Here is a 17,995-nt window from a genome sequence, read left to right as displayed (position 1 = left end):
TACCCGGCAACGACGGGCATGGCATGCAATTCGCTGGAGGGCTCCATTCATTGACGACGCGAGGGGGAGGACAACATGCGGGACTTCGAGCAAGACAGGCATCCGTTGCTGGAAGGCAAACGGTATCTGGTGACTGGCGGAGGGGGCGGTCTGGGCGCCGAGATTTGCCGCATGCTCGCACAAGCCGGCGCGCATGTGATCGTTGCCGATGTCAACGAGGCGCTTGGCGAACGGTGCGCGGCATCATTGCGCGAGGCGGGCGCCCACGCCACGGTGTGTTGCGCCGATGTCTCCGATCCGGCCGCCGTACAGCGGCTGTTCGCCGACATTGCGGATGGCGGGGGGCGGCTTGACGGGCTGATCAACAACGCGGCCATCGACATCACGCTGCCCGTCGAAGAAGTGGATACCGAGCAGTGGCGGCGCGTGCTGATGGTCAACCTGTATGGTCCGTATCTGCTGACGCATGCCGCCGTGCCGCTGATGAAGGCCCAGGGCGGCGGGCATATCGTCAACATCGCCTCCACGGCGTCCAAGCGGGCCTGGCCGAACGCGTCGGCGTACCACGCGACAAAGTGGGGCCTGCTGGGCCTGTCGCATGCGCTGCACGCCGAACTGCGCGCGCATCGCGTCAAGGTATCGGCCGTGGTGGCAGGCGGCATGCGCACCCCCTTCCTGCTCGACAGGTTTCCCGATATCGACACCTCGAACCTGCAGGACCCCGCAAACGTGGCGCGCGCCGTCCGCTTCGTGCTGACGCAGCCCGAAGAAACCGTGATCCCGGAAGTCATGGTGCTGCCGATGAAGGAGACCTCATGGCCATAGTCGAGCGTGGCGGCGCGGTGCTGCTGGACAAGGACGGCACGCTGCTCGAGAACGTGCCCTACAACGTGGACCCCGCGAAAATTCGCCTGGCCGATACGGTTGGCGACGCGCTGCGCCGGCTCTCGCGGCTGGGGTTGCCGCTTGCCGTGGTCAGCAACCAGCCGGGCATCGCGCTGGGCCGCTTCGACGAGGAAGCGCTCGACGCCGTCCGCCAGCGCCTGAGCGATCTGTTTGCCCTGCATGGCGCCAGGCTCTCGGGCTTCTTCTATTGCCCGCATCATCCGGACGGCCAGGTCAGGCCCTACGCCGTGCATTGCCTGTGCCGCAAGCCCGCGCCCGGCCTGCTGCGGCAGGCCTGCACGGCGCTGGGCTGCGATCCGGGCAAATCATGGATGGTGGGCGACATCCTCGACGACGTGGAAGCTGGACGCCGTGCCGGCTGCGGCACGGTGCTTGTCGATTGCGGCAACGAAACCGAATGGATTGGCGGTGCCCTGCGTACGCCGGACTTTATCGTCCCGACGCTCGACCGCGCGGCCCAGGTCATTGCGGCCGGCCTGCCGATTTCACCATCGCCCCCGATGATGACGGAGCGGCCATGCTGACATGGCAGCAAGCGCGGCGCGTGCTGTGCGTCCGGCTGGACAACATGGGCGATGTGCTGATGACCACGCCGGCGATGCAGGCGCTTGCGGAAAGCGTACCGGGGCGCAGCCTGACGCTGCTGACGTCGCGCGCGTCGGCCATGCTGGCGCCGCATCTTCCGATGATCGACGACGTGATTGCATGGGATGCGCCGTGGGTCCGGCATGCGCACGATGCCGGCGGCATGGCTGCCGCCATCGGCGACGGGGTCGCGCAGCTGGGGGCGCAGTCTTTCGACGCGGCGGTGATCTTCACCGTTTACAGCCAGAGCGCGCTGCCAGCGGCCATGCTCTGCGGCATGGCGGGCATTCCGCTGCGGCTGGCCCATTGCCTCGAGAACCCTTATGCCTTGCTGACCGACTGGGTGCCCGACACCGAGCCCGACACGAAGAGCGATGCGCCGCCAAGGCATGAAGCGCAGCGCCAGCTGGATCTTGTGGCGCACGTAGGCGCCGTCACTGGCGACCCGCGCCTGCGCTTTGCGCTGACCGATGCGGACCGCGCGATGGCGGACGGTCTGCTGACAGACCTGGCTGGCATGCATCGCGCCGCCGTGCGCGTGGTAGTGCATCCCGGTGCCACGGCCGCATCCCGGCGCTGGCCCGCGGAACGCTTCGCCGATGTGGCGCGGGAACTGGCCGTCGGTGTCGGCGCGCTTGTCGTCGTCACGGGCAATGGTGGCGAAAGCTGCCTGGTGGAGGAAGTCTGCAAGCTGGCAGGCCATCCGTCGGTGGTGCCGATGGCCGACCGGTTGTCCATCGGCGAAATGGGTGCACTGCTGTCGGCGAGCGATCTGCTGGTGTCGAACAACAGCGGCCCGGTGCATATGGCGGCCGCGCTCGGTACGCCGGTCGTGGATCTGTACGCGCTGACCAATCCGCAGCACACGCCATGGATGGTGCCGCACCGTGTGCTGTTCCAGGACGTGCCGTGCCGCTATTGCTACAAGAGTGCGTGCCCGCAAGGCCATCATCGCTGCTTGCGCGAAGTGTCGGTGCTGCAGGTGGTGGAGGCGTCCATGGCGCTGCTCGGCGGCGAGGCCGGCGCACGGACGACGATGCCGTGGGCTTGCCACGCCCGGCACGCGCCGATGCCGCAGCACGTTTCCATCGGGCAGGACATGCCCGTGCAAGCCATCGCCAAGGAGGATGTCCATGTACACGCTCGGCATTAACGCCGCCTATCACGACTCCGCCGCTTGTCTGGTGCATGACGGGGTGGTGGTGGCGGCCGCGGAAGACGAACGCTTTACGCATATCAAGCACGGCAAGCGGCCGGTGCCGTTCAGCGCGTGGGAACTGCCGTGGCATGCCATCGAATACTGCCTGCGCGAAGCCGGTATCACGCTGGCGGACGTCGACCATGTGGCGTATTCCTATGATCCGGCGCTGCTGCTTGGCGCGCTGCATGGCCAGGAATCGGTGGTGCTGCCGCTGGAGCCGTCGCGCGACCGGCAGCCCGATGCTCGCACATCGCCATGGGACCCGCTGTTCCTGTCGTACGTGGTCAATGCGCCGCGGCAGCTGGCTTCGGGCGCCCCGCATCACCTGTCGGCCCGCTTCCGCGAGATCAGTCACGACGGGCCGTTTCGCTGGCATTTCATCGAGCACCATATGGCGCATGAGGCCAGCGCGTTCCTGGCGGCGCCGTTCGAGCGATGCGCCGTACTGACGATGGACGGCCGCGGCGAATCGGCCACCACCAGCTACGGCATGTTCGATGGGCGCGAGTACCGGCGGATCAAGCAGATCGACCTGCCCGATTCGCTGGGGCTGCTGTACGAGAAGGTCACCCGTCATCTGGGCTTCCTGCATTCGTCGGACGAGTACAAGGTCATGGCGCTGGCGTCGTTCGGCAAGCCAACCCATCTCGATGTGTTCCGCCGGATGGTGACCAGCGATGGCGAAGGCGGCTACCGCGTGGCCGATGTCGATCTCGAAACGGTGCTGGGCCCCGCGCGCCTGCGCGGCGATACCTTCGACGCGCGGCACTTCGATATCGCGCGCTCCCTGCAGCAGGTGCTCGAAGAGACCGTGGTCGGCATGGCGGCCTGGCTCGCGGAAACCACCGGCGAAGCCAATCTGGCGATGGCCGGCGGTGTCGCGCTCAACTGCGTGATGAATGCGCGGGTGCGCGACCAGGCGCCGTTCGACGCGGTATGGGTGCAGCCGGCCGCCGGCGACGCCGGCACGGCGCTGGGGGCGGCCTTGTGGGTGGACTTCACGGAACGCGGGCGGCCATCGCGGCACTGGACGATGGAGCACGCCTACCTGGGGCCGGCGTTCGGCGACGACGAGATCGCGGCGTTCCTGGACTGGGCCAAGCTGCCCTATCGCCGGCTCGATGACGTGGCGGGACGCGCCGCAGAGCTGCTGGCGCAGAACCGCATCATCGGCTGGTTCCAGGGACGCATGGAATTCGGCCCGCGTGCGCTCGGAGCGCGTTCGATTCTGGCGTCGCCGATCGATCCGGGCATGCAGCAGCGGCTTAACGACATCAAGGATCGGGAGGACTTCCGGCCGGTGGCGCCGGTCGTGATGCAGGAGCGTCTGGGTGAATGGTTCCGCGCGAAGAAGCCTGGCGACGGTGCCGCCCCGTTCATGCTGTTCGTCTATGACGTGATTCCCGAGCAGGCGAAGCGCATTCCGGCGGTGACGCACGTGGACGGCACGGCACGGGTGCAGACGATCCGTCGCGACCAGAACGCCATCTACTACGATGTGCTGGCGGCCTTCGAGCGGCTGACCGGCGTGCCGGTGCTGGTCAACACGTCGTTCAACACGCGTGGCGAGCCGATTGTCTGCACGCCGCGCGATGCCGTGGAGTGCTTCTGGACGTCTCCGCTGGACGCGCTGGTGATCGGTTCGTTCCTGGTGGAGAAGCCAGGCGCCGCGCCGGCGATGAAGGCCGGCCACAAGGAGACCGCCGATGCAAGCGTCTGAACCGCTGGTCTCGGTTGTCATTGCCACCTATCGGCGCGAGGCGCTGCTCAAACGCTGTCTGCTGGCGCTGTGCCATCAGCAGATGGATACGCGCGCGTTCGAGATCATCGTGGCCGATGATGGTTGCGAGCCGGCCATCGCGGCATTGGTGGCGGCGCTGGCGGCCCGGTATCGTGCCGTGACGTTCCGTTACACGGCGGTGCCGGCCACGCAGGGGCCGGCCGGGGCCCGCAATGCTGGCGCGCGTCTGGCGCGGGGGGAGATCCTGGCCTTCACCGACGACGATACGATCCCGTCCCCGGACTGGGTCTGCAACGGCTATCTGGCCCTGGCCGGCACGCCCGGATGGTGCGCGGCGGCGGGCCGGGTCGTGGTGCCCACGCCGGCACGGCCAACCGACCACGAGCGCGATACGGCCGGGCTGGCCAGCGCGGAATTCGTTACCGCCAATTGTTTTGTGCGACGCACGGCATTCGAACGGGTCGGTGGCTTTGACGAACGCTTCACGCGCGCATGGCGGGAAGACTCCGACCTGCAGTTCCGTCTGGAAGGACAGGTCGGCCCGGTGGGCCGCGCGACCGATGCGGTGGTCGAGCATCCCGTGCGTCCCGCCGAATGGGGTGCCAGCGCGCGGGCACAGGCCAAGGTCTTCTTTGATGCCCTGCTGTACAAGAAGCATCCGCGGCTGTATCGCCAGCGTATCCGGCGTGTGCCGCCCTGGGACTACTACGTGATCGTGGCGTGTGCCGGTGTGGCGCTGGCCGGCGCGCTTGCCGGCGCCGCGCAGGTGGCAGCGGTCGCGGCAGCCGGCTGGGTGTTGCTGACGGCGGCATTCTGTGCGCGCCGGCTGCGCGGTGCGTCGTGGCGGCCGCGCCATGTCTGCGAGATGGTGGTGACGTCGATCGTCATCCCGCCACTGTCGCTCTATTGGCGCCTGCGCGGGGCGCTGGCATTCCGTACGGGTTTCCTGTGATGCCGGCCGACACGCGCAAGGTCGCCGTCTTTCGCGCGCTGCAACTGGGCGACATGCTCTGCGCCGTGCCCGCGCTCAGGGCATTGCGCGCGGCGGAGCCCGACGCGCACATCACGCTTGTCGGCTTGCCGTGGGCACGCGATTTCGCCGCGCGATACTGCGCACTGATCGACGACTTCATGGCCTTCCCGGGCGCGCCAGGCATGCCCGAGCAGGGCGCCGATGCGCAGGCGCTGGATCGCTTCCTCGCCGACGCGCGGCGCCGGCGATTCGATCTCGCCATTCAGCTGCATGGAAGCGGGGCGATCACCAATCCGCTGGTCCGCCAGCTTGGCGCGCGACGCGTGGCCGGGTTTTGCGAAGGCTCCGACGGCGCACGGCCCGCCGCGCCGGGCGAGTTCTGGATCGCCTGGCCTGACGGCAACGAGATCGAACGACTGCTCGGCCTGATGCATGCACTGGGCTATCCGCACGTGGACACGCATCTTTCCTTTCCGCTCCACGCGGACGACCTGCGCGACTGGCGCAAGCTGGCCGATGCCCATGGGCTGGAGCCGGGCGGCTATGTCTGCATTCACCCCGGCGCGCGCATGCTGTCGCGGCGCTGGCCGGTGGAACGCTTTGCCGAGGTGGCGCAACGCCTGGGCAATCCATGGCGGATCGTGGTAACGGGTGCGCCCGACGAGCGCGCACTGGCTGCCCGGCTTTGCACCTTGACCGGGGTGCCGGTGGTGAACCTGTGCGGCCAGACGTCGTTGGGCGCGATGGCAGCGTTGATCGCCCACGCCAGGTTGCTGGTCTGCAATGACACCGGGGCATCGCATATCGCCGCGGCCATGGACACGCCCAGCGTGGTGGTGTCGTGCGGCAGTGACAGCGAGCGATGGGCGCCGCTGGACCGCACGCTGCACCACGTGCTGGCCGACTATCCGCCATGCCGCCCCTGCGCCTGGCAGGCGTGCCCGTATGGGCATGAATGTGCGTTGCACATCGACGTGGACAGCGTGGCCGCCGCGGCACGGCGCCTCGCGGATCGGGAGACCGTATATGTCTAGGCGATTGCGCATCCTGACGTGGCACGTCCATGGCAACTACCTGTACTACCTGTCGCAGGTGCCGCACGACTTCCTGCTGGTGACCCGGCCCGGCTACCCACCCGGCTACGCTGGCGTGGGCGGTCAGCTGCCATGGGGCGGGAACGTGAGCGAAGTGCCGTATGACGCGGTGCCACGCACGGCGTTCGACTGCGTGCTCTACCAGCACAGCGACCACTACGCCCACGACAGGGAAACCCTGCTGACCGCCACCCAGCGTGGGCTGCCGGCCATCTATCTCGAGCACGACCCGCCGCAGGCGCATCCCACCAACACGCGGCACCCGGTGCAGGACCCGAAGATGCTGCTGGTGCATGTCACGCCGTTCAATGCGCTGATGTGGGACAGTGGTATCACGCCGACGCGTGTCATCGACCACGGCGTGGTGGTCGATCCCGCGGTACGCTACACCGGCCATCGCGCGCGCGGCATCAGCGTGGTCAATCACCTGGCCAGGCGCGGCCGGCGGCTGGGCGCGGATATCTTTGCCGACGTCAGCCGGCGCGTGCCGGTGGACCTGGTGGGGATGGACGCACAGGCGGCGGGCGGCATCGGCGAAGTTGCCAACACCGAGCTTGCCGGCTTCATGGCGCGCTATCGCTTCTTCTTTCACCCGATCCGCTATACGAGCCTGGGGCTCGCGTTGGTGGAAGCCATGACCATCGGCATGCCCGTGGTCGGCCTGGCCACGACCGAACTGGCGACGGTGATCCGCAACGGCGTCAACGGCCATGTCGATACGCGCGTCGAAGGGCTGGTCGATGTCATGCGCGCATTGCTGGAAGACCCCGGGATGGCGGCGCGCTGGGGCGAGGCGGCCGCCCGGACGGCGCGCGAGCGTTTTGGCATCGAACGCTTTGTGGCCGACTGGCAGGCCGCCCTTCGCGACGTCACGCGCTAGGGGTGGTGTCGTTGCAAAGGCCGGCCAGCATCGCCAGGTGATGGGCGAATCCGCCCGGTGCGCGGCCCTTGATCCGGGCGCTCGTCACCACGCGCGGCAGCGCGCTCCAGGCGATCTGCGCGTTCAGCGCGATCAGGCGCTGCACCAGCGCGACATCCTCGCTGCTGGCATGGGGCGGAAATCCGCCCGCACGGCGGTAGGCCCGCGAGCAGACGCCCAGATTGGCGCCGTGAACATGGCGATGATCGTCGGCGCGCTGGTACCGTTTGGAAAACCGCACGGGGACATGCGGGGGATGCTCGCTCCAGTCATCGACGGCGACCAGCCCGCAAACGGCATCGGCGGCGAGCGCCAGTTGTGCCACCAGCCAGTCCGGTGCCACGCGGCTGTCGGCATCGGTGAAGGCCAGCCAGCGGGCGCCCAGCGCCAGCAGCAGTTCGGCGCCGGTGTGGCGCGCGATGCCGACATTGCGCGCGGCGATGGTCAGGCAGGTAACGTGGGCCGGCCCATGGCGGCTGGCGATGGCAAGCGAACGGTCGCTGCAGTCGTCCAGTACCACGACCAGCATCACCGGTTCGCCCTCAAGGCCAGGGTGCACCGCGGCGGCGCGCAGCGCGAGCAGGCACGCCTCCAGACTGGCTTCCTCGTTGTGGACGGGCACTACGACGCCGATCATCGCATGGGCTCCCGGCTGCGCAGCGGCTCGGGGTTGCGCGACCAGACATCAAGCAGGAAGTCCGGCTCGATATGCCGAACATGCCGATGCAGGCCCGGCCGGCGCGCAATCGCGGCGTGCACGTGACGGGTGGATTGGACGCGCTCCGCGAACGGGCGCAGCCAGTGGCAGGCCACGATGGTGCCGGCAGGCGTGAGTGCCTGGGCGGCGTGCGCCACCGTCTGCAGCCACGGCTCGCGATCGAAGTAGTAGCCAAGCTCGCTCAGCACGATCAGGTCGAAGCGGCCGGCCGGCCACCCACCGGGCAGGGCTGCCACGCGCGTCTCGACCTGCGGCAGGCCTGCCACGCGCGCACGGGTTCGTTCGATGGCGCGTGGCATCATGTCGATGGCAAGCAGCGCGTCGCAGCGCGCGGCCAGCCGCTCGGTCAGCAGGCCCGTGGCGCAGCCCGCTTCCAGCGCCCGGGCATAGCGCGGCTCAGGCAGCGCAGCCATCAGCAGATCGCGCTTGCGCGCCTCGTACCAGAGCGAAGCCAGACCCCAGGGGTCGTCCTGCTCGAAGATGGCATGGAAGTCGGTGGTGGCGTCCGGGGGCGTCATAGCCGGTGGCCCCGCTCGCCGGCATCGGTGGCGCCGCTGGCATCGCCGCCTTTGCCGCCGCCTGTGCGCTGACTCAGCCTGTCTCCCAGCAACGCCAGATCGCGTTCCGCGTGGCTTTGCCGCAGCAGTACGGGCAGGTCCGCGAACAGGGCGGCCAGCCGCGCGTCGCGACACAGTGGGCCTGCGCCCAGCACGTTGCCGGCGCGCTGCATCACGCGCTGGACGGTGGCCTCGACCGTGGCGCGCACACGCATGGCCGGCACGTAGGCGTCGTCCTTGGGGTGTGCGTCGATCCAGCCAGCGGTTTCGCGCAGCAACGCGGCTGTCGCACGCAGGTCGCTGTCGATGGCGCCCAGGTGGGCGGCAGCATGGGGGTCGCCATGGCGGCATACCGCGCGCCGCACGGCCTGCTCGAACGGCAGCACGGCGCCGTACCAGCAGGCGGCAATGCCCGCGCCGCCATGCCAGAAGCCGGGGCGGTCCAGATAGGCGCCTGCCGGGCCGATTTGCAGCGCGGGGCAGTTATCCAGCATGACGTCGCCACTGCCTGTGTCGCGCATGCCCACGGCATGCCAGCCTTCGCTGGTGATGCGCACCCCGGCGCCGTGCAGGTCGATGGCCGCCATCAGCGCACCGCCGTTGCCGTCGTGGCAGGTGACCAGTGCATGCGATACGGCTTGCGCGCCGGAGCACCATGCCTTGCGGCCATCGAGCCGGAGCGGCCTGCCACCAGCCAGGCCGGTACGCGCCGCCAGCGGGCGGATGTCGGTGTCCATGGCGGCCCGCGCGTGCACGCGGGCATCGGGGGGCTCGGCGGCCCACACCGCCCAGCGCGTATCGCGTGGGGGGCGCGCTTGCGCGACCTCCAGCAGAATGGCCAGCGCATCGGCATGTGCCTCGAACAGCTTGATGGCGACGGCGCCGTGCGTGGCGGCAACGTCCGAAAAGCATCGCCAGCGGGCAAGCGTCTGTCCGTGGCCGGGCGGCGGCATGCCGTCTGGCGTGTCATAACGGGCGATCAGCGATCCGAGCGTGTCGTCGGGGACCATGGCGGCGGGCGGTGCGTTCACATGCACGGCGCGCCGCAAGATTCCTGCCAAAGCACCCGGGGGCTCTGCCAGCCGTCTTGGCACGGGATTCGCAGAGGCGACCGGGCAGGCAGCCCGCCGGGCCGGCGTGGCGCCGGCCCCCATATTTGCCGGTCGATTGTAGGCCTTACATGGAAGCGCCGCGTGGCCGGGGCGACCGTGAATTATCGGAGGCGGCCCCGGATCGCCTTCAACATCGCGCGCCGATAGGCGCGGTCAACGGCCAGCGTCCGGCACATCAGTCCAAGCAGCCGCTCGGAATGCGCCACCGGATACCCTTTCCGCTTCAGGATGCGCAAATGTCGCAGCCGTGCGCGAATCTCGCGGCGCAGGCGTTGTATCCGGTGGTCCACCGGGAATATGTCTCGTTCGATCAGGGCCTGTTGCCGTTGCGCCTCCAGGTCGTCATCGCTATACCGCATGCGATCCATTGCAGCCTTCCGGTTGATCCGTATGCGCGAGGTCTCGCATCTTTCGTTCCGGGCGCGGGCGGCGGCGCGGTGTGATGCAGTAGGTATCTACCCCGGCCAGCGCGCGCCGACCTGCTCGGCAATGCCGGCCGCCAGCGCGTCGATGCCGTCGGCCGACAGGGTGTCCGCCGCGATGGTCATGCGATCGTCCCAGCGATGAAAGTGCCTGCGCTGCGAACGCGCGTACGACGGGTCGTAGTGCCGGGTGGCCAGTTCGGCGAACAGATCCGGGAGATTGCCGGCCCGCGCCATGGCCTGCCAGGCATCGACGGTGGTCTTGCCGTGCAGCGCCTTGAGCCGTCCGAGCTGCCCGGCCAGCCATTCGGGACGGTCGCCCAGGTAGGCGTAGTCACGCAGCAGGAAGGCCAGCCGGGCGGGCAACGGCACGTCGATCTCCAGGCACAGGCTGTCGCGCATGCGCGCCACCAGCGGCACAGGCAGGTTGAGCTGGCCGATGCGCGCGCCTTCGCCTTCCACAAACAGCGGACGGGACAGGTCAATGTGTTCGATGGCGTCGGCCAGTGTCGTCTCGAAACGGGTCTGCGAGGGCTGCGGCACGCCCGGCAGCGCGCCCAGCAGCGATCCCTTGTGCCGCGCCAGCCCTTCGATATCGACCACTTGTTGGCCGTGGGCCGCGAGGGCCTGTAACACGCGGGTCTTGCCGCTTCCCGTGGCGCCACAGATCACCACCAGCGGCAGTTGCGGCGCCAGGGTGTCCAGGGTGGCGATGACATGCCGCCGCCACGACTTGTAACCGCCGCCGAGCTGCTGGGCGTCCCAGCCGACCATGCGCATCCAGGTGGTCATCGCACCGCTGCGTAGCCCGCCGCGCCAGCAGTAGACCAGCGGCCGCCAGTCAGGCGGGCGCTCGGCAAACTGGCCGCGCAGGTGGCGGGCCAGGTTGGCGGCCACCAGGGCGCCGCCCAGCCGGCGGGCCTCGAAGGCGCCGGCCTGCTTGTACAGCGTACCGACGATGCGCCGCTCCTCGTTGTCGAGCACGGGGCAGTTGATCGCGCCCGGCATATGGTCGATCTCGAATTCGGCCGGCGAGCGCGCGTCGATGATGGTGTCGAAGGCGTGGCGGTCTTCCACGCGCACAAAGGGCTTCATGAAGGACGGGCAGAGCGGGCTGGGGAAATGGCTCAAGCATGAAGCCTACTCCAACCGGGGCCGCCCGGGATGACAGAAGATCAGAAGATCTGGCTGCCGGGCGCCGCCCCGGAATGGTGCGGTATCCGGCGGGGGCGCCAGGCAGTGGCCGCAGCCTGCGTGCTATGCTGCGCCGGCCTGCTTCTGCAAGGATCTGGTAAGAATCAGGCGGCATCATCGTGATTCATCGCGGACTTTCGCCATGTCGACAACCCAAACCACCTCCGTCCCGATGGTCCCGCCGGGTCCGGTCGATACGTTCGGCTGCTCCGCGGACAAGCTCGGCGCCGACCAGGCCCTTGCGGGCGGCGACATCCAGTTCTATCGCAAGAGCGCGCGCCTGCAGTCGGGCCAGATCGCCATGCCGGCGGCCGAGCGCGGCTTTGTGGCGGGCATCGCCCTCGCGGCCGGCCACCGCCGCCGCATCATTGCCGGGCGCCACGCGCGCACGCACGATTTCGCGGCCGGCGACATCTACGTCCGCAGCCTGTCCGAGGACTACAAGGCCGATTACCAGACCCGTTTCGACTTCATCCTGATGGAGCTGCCGCGCAGCTTCATCGAGCGCACCAGCAGCGAGATGGGTCGTGTGCGTCAACGCGCCCTGCGCGAGACCGCCGGTCAGCCCGACCCCGTGCTGGCGCACCTTGCCCAGGCGATGGTGCCTGCGCTGAGCCATCCCGAACATGCCTGCCGGCTGTTCATCGACCAGTTGAGCCTGACCATCGGCGTGCATCTGGTCAGCCAGTATGGCGACGAGCCGGTGGCATCGCGCAGGGTCAACCGACTGCTGTCGCCGCGCAGCGTGGCCCGCGCCAAGGAACTGCTGGCCGCCAAGCTCGACGGCGACCTGTCGATTGCCGAGGTGGCCGACGCCTGCCAGCTGTCACGCAGCCATTTCACGCGCGCCTTTCGCGATACCACCGGGCAGACGCCTTATCAGTGGCTGCAGTCCCAGCGGCTGGAACACGCTTGCGCGCTGCTGCGGGACGCCGCCGTGCCACTGGCCGAGGTCGCCGTGGCCTGCGGCTTTTCCGACCAGAGCCATTTCACGCGCGTCTTTACGCGGCACACGGGCATGGCGCCCGGCCTCTGGCGTCGCCGCTATCTCGGCTGACAGAAGCCGGGGCCGCCCAGGGGCGCCGAAGCAGCGGGGTCGCCTCGGTGGCATGTCAGCCGCGTATAGCGCGGCAATGCGGCACAGACGTACAAGGCGCGGCACAAATCGACAAGTCAATTCCTGAGGCGTGTCGTAGATTGCGTCTGACTGCCGCATGGCGAGCCGCCAGAAGCCACGAGCTTTCTGCCCCGGCCGCCGCCGGCGCTGGATTGTTGCCAACTGGAGATGCCGCCGTGACACCGCAAAGCGACCCGCCCTCGGAGGCCGCCGCATTCCAGTTGGACGCCATCCGCATGGTCCGTGACGTCGCACAGGCCATCGAGCGGCGTATCCAGGAAAACCTGAGCGGTGCCGGCGCGGACGCGGGTACATGCCGCAGCGACACGGCCATCATCCAGTGCCTGCAGGAGCAGATGGTGCATCTGTCGCGCGTGGCCACGCTGGGCACGCTGGCGGCGTCCATCGCGCACGAAATCCGCCAGCCGCTGACCGCCATCCGCATCGAAGCCGGCACCATCGAACGCTGGATGAAGCGTGACGCCCCGATGGCTGGGGAAGTGAGCGAAGGAATCCGCCGCATCCAGGAGCAATCCGAACGTGCCGAGCGCGTGATCCGCAGCCTGCGCGCGTTGATGCGCCGCGAACCGTTGCCGCCCCAGCCCTTCCGGCTGGACGATGCGCTGCGCGAGGTGCTGCCGCTGGCCGATTGCCGGATCAGCGTCGCCTGCGTCGATCTGCGGCTCGAACTCGATACGACCTTGCCGCCGGTACATGGCGACCGCGTGCAGATCCAGCAGGTCATGCTCAATCTGTTGCTCAATGCGGTGGAGGCCAGGCGCGATGGCTCGCCGGGCACTGCCCGGGTGACGCTGCGCACGCGGCACGGTGCCGCCGGCATGGCCGTGGTCGAGGTCATCGACAATGGCCGCGGCATCGAGCCGGAGCAACTGGCCCGGATCTTCGAACCGTTCTTCAGCACGAAGGACGACGGCATGGGCATCGGGCTGGCCATCTGCCGCTCGATCGTGGAACTGCACGGCGGCACCATTGCCGCTGCCTCGGGCGATGGACAGACCACGGTGACGGTCGCCCTGCCGCTATACGCTACCGCCTAGGCCGCCGCCTGGGCCGGCCGGGGCGCTTTCACACCGCTAAGGCCGCGCCGGCGGCTGCCGTGTCGTCGGCTGGCTGCGGTGTCTCGGGGCGCATCCGGCTCAGTCGTCGAACGTCCCCCGATACTCGGGGGCGGCGTCCCGGCGCGTATTAAGCTCGAACATCACGCCACGCGGTGCGCGGCAGAAGAGATTGGGGGGTGGCAACCTGATCTATCGCGGCTGAATGGCGGCACCGTCCAGCGCCTCCAGGCGCGGACAGCCCAACTGCGCCATCGCCACTTCCAGCTCGGTCTGCAGCATTGTCAGCAGGTGTGCCACGCCGGGCATGCCGCCCACGGCCAGCGCATGCAGCATGGGCTGGCCGACCAGCACGGCCCTGGCGCCCAACGCGAGCGCCTTGGCGATATCGGTGCCGCGCCGGATGCCGCCGTCGAGCAGGATCGGCACCGCACCGTTCACGGCCTGCGCCACGGCCGGCAGCGCGTCGATGGTGGCCGGCACCGTGTCCAGCGTGCGGCCGCCATGGTTCGAGACGATGATGCCTGCGACGCCGGCATCGAGGGCGGGCCCGACATCGGCCGGATTGAGCAGTCCCTTGACCAGGACGGGCAGCGTCGTCTGGCGGCACAGCCATGCCACGTCCTGCCAGGTCGGCGCATGGCGCAGCATGCTGCGGAACACGGGGCTCCCGTGGCTGGCATCGTGGGCCTCCTGCGGCGGAAAGTCAGCCAGGTTGACTGCGCCGATGCCGTCGGGCAGGCGGAACCCCGCGCGCTGCTCGACATTGCGGATGCCATTGACCACCGCATCGATGGTCAGCACGATGGCCTGGTAGCCGGCCTGTTCGGCGCGGCGCACCAGCGTCAGCGTGTCTTCCCGGCGCGGCTGCAGGTAAAGCTGGAACCACAACGTGGTGGTGGCGGTGCGGGCGATGTCTTCGAGCGTGACGCTGGCCTGCGTGCTGACCGTCATCCAGGTGCGCGTCAGCGACGCAGCATGCACCGTGGCCAGCTCGCCATCGGGATGCGCGAGCTTGTGATAGGCGGTGGGGGCGATCAGCACCGGATAGTCGAGCGGCCGGCCGAACAGTTCCGAGCGCGCCGACGCCTGGGACATGTCGACCAGGGCGCGCGGCATCAGGCGGATGCGCTCGAAGGCTGCCAGGTTGTCGCGCTGGGTGATACCGTCGGCCGAGTAACCGGCGATATACGCGGCAATGGCCGGATGCACGCGTTCGTGGAAGCGGCGTTCATAGTCGCGCGCGGAAACGGTATCGGCAGGAATCATCGTCAAAGCTCGGCCCAGCGCCGCAGCAGGTTGTGGTAGTGGTTCACCAGTGACAGCACCGCGTCGTCGCCGTCGCCCAGCCGCGTGCGGATGCCGATGATCGTCATGTCGAGTTCGTGCAGCGTCGTGCGCATGCCGTCGTCCTTGACCATCGACTGGGCCCAGAAGAACGAGGCCCAGCGGCATCCGCGCGTGACGGGCGTGACGCGATGCAGCGACGAGGCAGGATACACCACCATATGTCCGGCCGGCAGCTTGACGGCATGGGTGCCGAACAGGTCTTCGATGACCAGTTCGCCGCCGTCGTACTCGTCGGGATCGGACAGGAAAAGCGTGCTGGACACGTCGGCGCGCATGCGCAGGCCGCCGGTACCTGGCATGGTGCGGATGGCGTTGTCGACGTGCGTGCCGAACGTCATGCCGGCTTCGTAGCGGTTGAACATCGGCGGCAGCACGCGCAGCGGCAGCGCGGCCGAATGGTAGGCCGCGCTGCGGCCCAGCGCCTGCAGGACGAAGTCGGCCAGTTCCGGGGCTTCGGCGGTGTGCGTTGGCAGCTGCAGGGTGGCCTTGGACTGCGCGGCCAGGTCGCCGGCCGTGACGCGGCCATCTACCCACGACGACGCCTCCAGGCGTCGCCTGAGCGTGCGCACTTCGTCAGGGGTCAGGACATCGGGGATACGGATCAGCATGGTGGCGATTCCTCAGGGAGGACGGCCGGCCCCACCAACAGTGAAGGAGCCGGCCCGGTGTCGGCGGGATCAGAATGTCACGCCCACGTTGAGCAGCACGGTACGGCCGGAAGCCGGCACGGCCCGCGTCGCGTTGAATGCCGACGCATAGTTCAGGGTGTTGGTCAGGTTGTAGCCGTTGAGCGATGCCCGGAACTTGCCCTGCCGGTAGGCCAGCATGGCGTCGAGCGAGAAGGTGTCGGGCACGCGGCCCGTATTTTCCGAATCCGCCCAGTAGCCGGACGCGTATTGCACCCCACCGCCGACCGTCAGCTTGCCCGGCAATGGCACGAGTGCGTGCGGAATGTCATACGCCGTCCACAGCGTCAGGTTGTGGTGCGGCACGCCGGGTGCTACGTTGCCGACCAGCGCCGGCCGGGAGGCCGATGTCACCTCGCCATCCAGATAGGCATAGGCGAAGTTGGCCGACCAGTTCGTGGTGATCCTGCCGGTCAGCCCCACCTCCGCGCCGCGTATGCGGCGGCCTTCGCCGCTGTCGGAGAAGCCGTTGGCGACTGCGCCCGTCACCGGGTCCACCGTGTAGGCGTTGGACTTGCGGATCTGGAACAGCGACCCCGTCACGCCCAGGCGCTTGTCGAGGAAGTCAAGCTTGGTCCCCACTTCCACGGTGTCGGACCGCTCCGGTTCGCTGGCCACGCCGGCTTTGGGCACCTCGGTCTGCACGCCTCCCACGGCCAGTGCGATGTCGGTGCCCACCGGCCGGTACGAGCGCGAAAACATCGCGTAGAACATGGCGTTCTTCGTCGGTTCCCAGATCGCGCTGATGGCCGGACTGAGCTTTTTCGAATCCGCCGTGCCACCCGCCGCCGAGGCGCTGGTCTCGTATTCGCTGCGGAAGTAGTCCCAGCGCAGACTGCCGAGCAGCGAGACCTGCTCCGTCAGCCAGACGCGGTCGTTCACGAACACGCCGACGTTGGTGGAATTGGCGTCGCGCGTGGCCACGTAGTTGACGCTGGCATTCTTGCTGGCGTCGAAGACCGGATCGACGATGGTCTGGTTGTTCAGGCGGCCGGTCCAGCTGCCGATGTCGCGATGATCGCGCTGGTAATTCGCGTCGAGCCCGGCCATGGCGCGGTGGCGGATGCTGCCGGTATGGAACTCGCCCTTGGCGCTCAGCACGTTCTGCAGGCCCCAGCCGCGCTGCATGTAGGTCATGCCGCCGCGTGCACCGTACCGCAGCCGCGCGTTGCCGCCAGCCAGCAGCTTCTGCAGGGTGGCCTGGTTGACCCCGGCGGGGTTGGTGCCCGAGAAGTCGCGGTCGTAGTAGCTGAAGCGCGTGTCGTTGTTCAGCGTGATGCCGTTTCCGAATGTCGTCTGCAAGAGGGAAGTCACCACATGGGCATCGCTGGTGTCACGATCGGTATTGCGCACGTACGAAGTGGACCGCGACAGGCCCGGCACGTCGTACTCGGTGATCGGCCGGTACACGCCGTCGGTGCCCTGTGCCATCGGCACGCCGTAGTCGGGCGGTCCGCTGCGGTGCAGATAGGCGTAGTTCAGGTGCCATTCGGTTGGCGTGCCCAGGCCGGTGCCGAAGTCCACGGCCAGGCCGCGCCGGTCGTCGTCCACATGGTCGCGGTCAGGTGTCCTGCCGTCCTGGAACATGGCGTTGACGCGCACGGCCGTGGTCGTGCCGAGCTGGTAGTTGCCATCCAGCATGGTGCGGTACGTGGGGCCGGAGCCGAAGTTCTGGTCGATGCTGGTGCGCGTGCCCTTGCCGGCCTTCTTCGAGGTCTGGTTGATCAGGCCGCCCAGATTGCCCACGCCGAAGCTCTCGCCCGCAGGGCCCTTGATGACTTCGACGCTTTCGGTGTTGAAGATGTCGCGCCGGTAGGCGCCAAAGTCGCGCAGGCCGTCGATATAGACATCGCCCTTGGCCGACAGGCCGCGAATGCGGAACTGGTCGCCATTCTGGCCGCCGTTGCCTTCGCCGGTGGAAACCGTGATGCCGGGCACGTTCTTCAGCGCCTGTTCCAGCGAGGTGACCTGCTGCTGCTCCAGCACGTCGCGCGGGAGGACAAAGATGGTCTTGGGCGTTTCCTTCACGGTATCGGGCAGCCGCGCGATGCCGGTGGGCGCTTCGTTGGTGTTCTCGATACCCTTGCCGGTCACGGTGACAGCCGGCAGCACCGCGGCGGGCTGGGCATGGGCGATCTGTGGGAGCGCCGTGATCGTAAGGACAGTGCCGGTGCTTGCCGCGCCGGACACCAGTACGCGGATCGAAGACGAAAGGATTTTCTGCTGCACAACTGAACTCCAGCGTTGACGACAACAATCGGGGCGGATGCGGGCATCCATTGCACCTGTCAGGCGACAGGCGCGCGGGCGCGGTCGAAGGGGGGCGGAGTAGGTGTGACGCGGA

17 protein-coding genes and 1 pseudogene are annotated in these 17,995 nt (G+C 68.4%); 10 read left to right on the top strand and 8 right to left on the bottom strand.

Features of this window, described 5'->3' with window-relative positions; all coding sequences use genetic code 11:
• Nucleotides 1-75: 75 nt before the first annotated feature.
• From D9X30_RS21875 to D9X30_RS21845, 7 genes are read left to right on the top strand one after another with little or no spacing between them, the layout of a single operon-like run.
• Nucleotides 76-825 (top strand): SDR family oxidoreductase, encoded by a 750-nt coding sequence (locus D9X30_RS21875; RefSeq protein WP_153945800.1) that lies wholly within the window; start codon nt 76-78, stop codon nt 823-825.
• Complete coding sequence (locus D9X30_RS21870) at nt 816-1,430, top strand: D-glycero-alpha-D-manno-heptose-1,7-bisphosphate 7-phosphatase (protein WP_153945801.1); 615 nt, start codon at nt 816-818, stop codon at nt 1,428-1,430. Before D9X30_RS21875 ends, D9X30_RS21870 begins: the two co-directional genes overlap by 10 nt.
• Nucleotides 1,424-2,644, top strand: a complete 1,221-nt coding sequence (locus D9X30_RS21865; protein WP_153945802.1) for a glycosyltransferase family 9 protein — start codon at nt 1,424-1,426, stop codon at nt 2,642-2,644. The genes D9X30_RS21870 and D9X30_RS21865 overlap by 7 nt, the downstream gene beginning before the upstream one ends.
• Nucleotides 2,625-4,412, top strand: a complete 1,788-nt coding sequence (locus tag D9X30_RS21860) for a carbamoyltransferase family protein (protein WP_153945803.1) — start codon at nt 2,625-2,627, stop codon at nt 4,410-4,412. The genes D9X30_RS21865 and D9X30_RS21860 overlap by 20 nt, the downstream gene beginning before the upstream one ends.
• On the top strand, nt 4,399-5,385 hold the full coding sequence (locus tag D9X30_RS21855; protein WP_153945804.1) for a glycosyltransferase family 2 protein: 987 nt from the start codon (nt 4,399-4,401) through the stop codon (nt 5,383-5,385). The genes D9X30_RS21860 and D9X30_RS21855 overlap by 14 nt, the downstream gene beginning before the upstream one ends.
• Nucleotides 5,385-6,440, top strand: a complete 1,056-nt coding sequence (locus D9X30_RS21850) for a glycosyltransferase family 9 protein (RefSeq protein ID WP_153945805.1) — start codon at nt 5,385-5,387, stop codon at nt 6,438-6,440. The genes D9X30_RS21855 and D9X30_RS21850 overlap by 1 nt, the downstream gene beginning before the upstream one ends.
• On the top strand, nt 6,433-7,380 hold the full coding sequence (locus tag D9X30_RS21845) for a glycosyltransferase (RefSeq protein ID WP_153945806.1): 948 nt from the start codon (nt 6,433-6,435) through the stop codon (nt 7,378-7,380). The genes D9X30_RS21850 and D9X30_RS21845 overlap by 8 nt, the downstream gene beginning before the upstream one ends.
• Here the strand turns inward: D9X30_RS21845 and D9X30_RS21840 are convergent.
• Genes D9X30_RS21840 through D9X30_RS21830 form a run of 3 tightly spaced genes read right to left on the bottom strand, consistent with a single transcriptional unit; the run spans nt 7,370 to nt 9,725 of the window.
• The gene (locus tag D9X30_RS21840) at nt 7,370-8,056 is read right to left on the bottom strand and encodes a glycosyltransferase family 2 protein (RefSeq protein WP_153945807.1); all 687 of its coding nucleotides are present in this window, start codon (nt 8,054-8,056) and stop codon (nt 7,370-7,372) included. The two genes, D9X30_RS21845 and D9X30_RS21840, sit on opposite strands and share 11 nt — an antisense overlap.
• Nucleotides 8,053-8,655: an SAM-dependent methyltransferase gene (locus tag D9X30_RS21835; protein ID WP_153945808.1), complete on the bottom strand. Its 603-nt coding sequence runs from the start codon at nt 8,653-8,655 to the stop codon at nt 8,053-8,055. The genes D9X30_RS21840 and D9X30_RS21835 overlap by 4 nt, the downstream gene beginning before the upstream one ends.
• Nucleotides 8,652-9,725: an acyl-CoA dehydrogenase family protein gene (locus tag D9X30_RS21830; protein WP_194946442.1), complete on the bottom strand. Its 1,074-nt coding sequence runs from the start codon at nt 9,723-9,725 to the stop codon at nt 8,652-8,654. The genes D9X30_RS21835 and D9X30_RS21830 overlap by 4 nt, the downstream gene beginning before the upstream one ends.
• 149 nt (nt 9,726-9,874) lie before the next feature.
• On the opposite strand from D9X30_RS21830, the gene D9X30_RS21825 reads away from it, so the two are divergent.
• A complete protein-coding gene (locus D9X30_RS21825; RefSeq protein ID WP_153945809.1) occupies nt 9,875-10,249 on the top strand; it encodes a hypothetical protein in 375 nt (124 codons plus the stop codon).
• A gap of 12 nt (nt 10,250-10,261) precedes the next feature.
• Here D9X30_RS21825 and mnmH read toward each other — a convergent pair whose 3' ends face one another.
• Nucleotides 10,262-11,323 (bottom strand): tRNA 2-selenouridine(34) synthase MnmH, encoded by a 1,062-nt coding sequence (gene mnmH / locus D9X30_RS21820; protein ID WP_153946080.1) that lies wholly within the window; start codon nt 11,321-11,323, stop codon nt 10,262-10,264.
• Nucleotides 11,324-11,564: 241 nt separating this feature from the next.
• On the opposite strand from mnmH, the gene D9X30_RS21815 reads away from it, so the two are divergent.
• Both D9X30_RS21815 and D9X30_RS21810 read left to right on the top strand, forming a co-directional pair.
• Nucleotides 11,565-12,479, top strand: a complete 915-nt coding sequence (locus D9X30_RS21815) for an AraC family transcriptional regulator (RefSeq protein WP_153945810.1) — start codon at nt 11,565-11,567, stop codon at nt 12,477-12,479.
• A 236-nt stretch (nt 12,480-12,715) separates the two neighbouring features.
• Nucleotides 12,716-13,597 carry a sensor histidine kinase gene (locus D9X30_RS21810; RefSeq protein ID WP_153945811.1) on the top strand — a complete coding sequence of 294 codons (882 nt, stop codon included), beginning with the start codon at nt 12,716-12,718 and terminating at the stop codon, nt 13,595-13,597.
• 99 nt (nt 13,598-13,696) lie between these two features.
• On the opposite strand, the pseudogene D9X30_RS21805 reads toward D9X30_RS21810, so the two are convergent.
• The 4 genes and pseudogenes from D9X30_RS21805 to D9X30_RS21790 form a co-directional block, all read right to left on the bottom strand.
• Nucleotides 13,697-13,783 (bottom strand): annotated as a pseudogene (locus D9X30_RS21805) (VOC family protein); the annotation flags it as partial.
• A 24-nt stretch (nt 13,784-13,807) separates the two neighbouring features.
• Nucleotides 13,808-14,884 (bottom strand): alpha-hydroxy acid oxidase, encoded by a 1,077-nt coding sequence (locus D9X30_RS21800; protein ID WP_153945812.1) that lies wholly within the window; start codon nt 14,882-14,884, stop codon nt 13,808-13,810.
• 2 nt (nt 14,885-14,886) lie between these two features.
• A complete protein-coding gene (locus tag D9X30_RS21795) occupies nt 14,887-15,573 on the bottom strand; it encodes a Fe2+-dependent dioxygenase (protein ID WP_153945813.1) in 687 nt (228 codons plus the stop codon).
• Between the two features lie 69 nt (nt 15,574-15,642).
• A complete protein-coding gene (locus D9X30_RS21790) occupies nt 15,643-17,880 on the bottom strand; it encodes a TonB-dependent receptor (RefSeq protein WP_249641045.1) in 2,238 nt (745 codons plus the stop codon).
• Nucleotides 17,881-17,995: the final 115 nt, after the last annotated feature.

The organism is Cupriavidus sp. U2, from assembly GCF_009663685.2.
Classification (GTDB): domain Bacteria; phylum Pseudomonadota; class Gammaproteobacteria; order Burkholderiales; family Burkholderiaceae; genus Cupriavidus; species Cupriavidus necator_C.
The sequence above is the reverse complement of the archived record's forward strand: the minus strand, read 5'-3'. Positions and strand labels throughout refer to the sequence as shown.

Coding starts and splice junctions, on each gene's coding strand:
- D9X30_RS21875 (WP_153945800.1), top strand. CDS start 76: ATGCGGGACTTCGAGCAAGACAGGCATCCGTTGCTGGAAGGCAAACGG.
- D9X30_RS21870 (WP_153945801.1), top strand. CDS start 816: ATGGCCATAGTCGAGCGTGGCGGCGCGGTGCTGCTGGACAAGGACGGC.
- D9X30_RS21865 (WP_153945802.1), top strand. CDS start 1,424: ATGCTGACATGGCAGCAAGCGCGGCGCGTGCTGTGCGTCCGGCTGGAC.
- D9X30_RS21860 (WP_153945803.1), top strand. CDS start 2,625: ATGTACACGCTCGGCATTAACGCCGCCTATCACGACTCCGCCGCTTGT.
- D9X30_RS21855 (WP_153945804.1), top strand. CDS start 4,399: ATGCAAGCGTCTGAACCGCTGGTCTCGGTTGTCATTGCCACCTATCGG.
- D9X30_RS21850 (WP_153945805.1), top strand. CDS start 5,385: ATGCCGGCCGACACGCGCAAGGTCGCCGTCTTTCGCGCGCTGCAACTG.
- D9X30_RS21845 (WP_153945806.1), top strand. CDS start 6,433: ATGTCTAGGCGATTGCGCATCCTGACGTGGCACGTCCATGGCAACTAC.
- D9X30_RS21840 (WP_153945807.1), bottom strand. CDS start 8,056: ATGATCGGCGTCGTAGTGCCCGTCCACAACGAGGAAGCCAGTCTGGAG.
- D9X30_RS21835 (WP_153945808.1), bottom strand. CDS start 8,655: ATGACGCCCCCGGACGCCACCACCGACTTCCATGCCATCTTCGAGCAG.
- D9X30_RS21825 (WP_153945809.1), top strand. CDS start 9,875: ATGGAAGCGCCGCGTGGCCGGGGCGACCGTGAATTATCGGAGGCGGCC.
- mnmH (WP_153946080.1), bottom strand. CDS start 11,323: ATGAAGCCCTTTGTGCGCGTGGAAGACCGCCACGCCTTCGACACCATC.
- D9X30_RS21815 (WP_153945810.1), top strand. CDS start 11,565: ATGTCGACAACCCAAACCACCTCCGTCCCGATGGTCCCGCCGGGTCCG.
- D9X30_RS21800 (WP_153945812.1), bottom strand. CDS start 14,884: ATGATTCCTGCCGATACCGTTTCCGCGCGCGACTATGAACGCCGCTTC.
- D9X30_RS21795 (WP_153945813.1), bottom strand. CDS start 15,573: ATGCTGATCCGTATCCCCGATGTCCTGACCCCTGACGAAGTGCGCACG.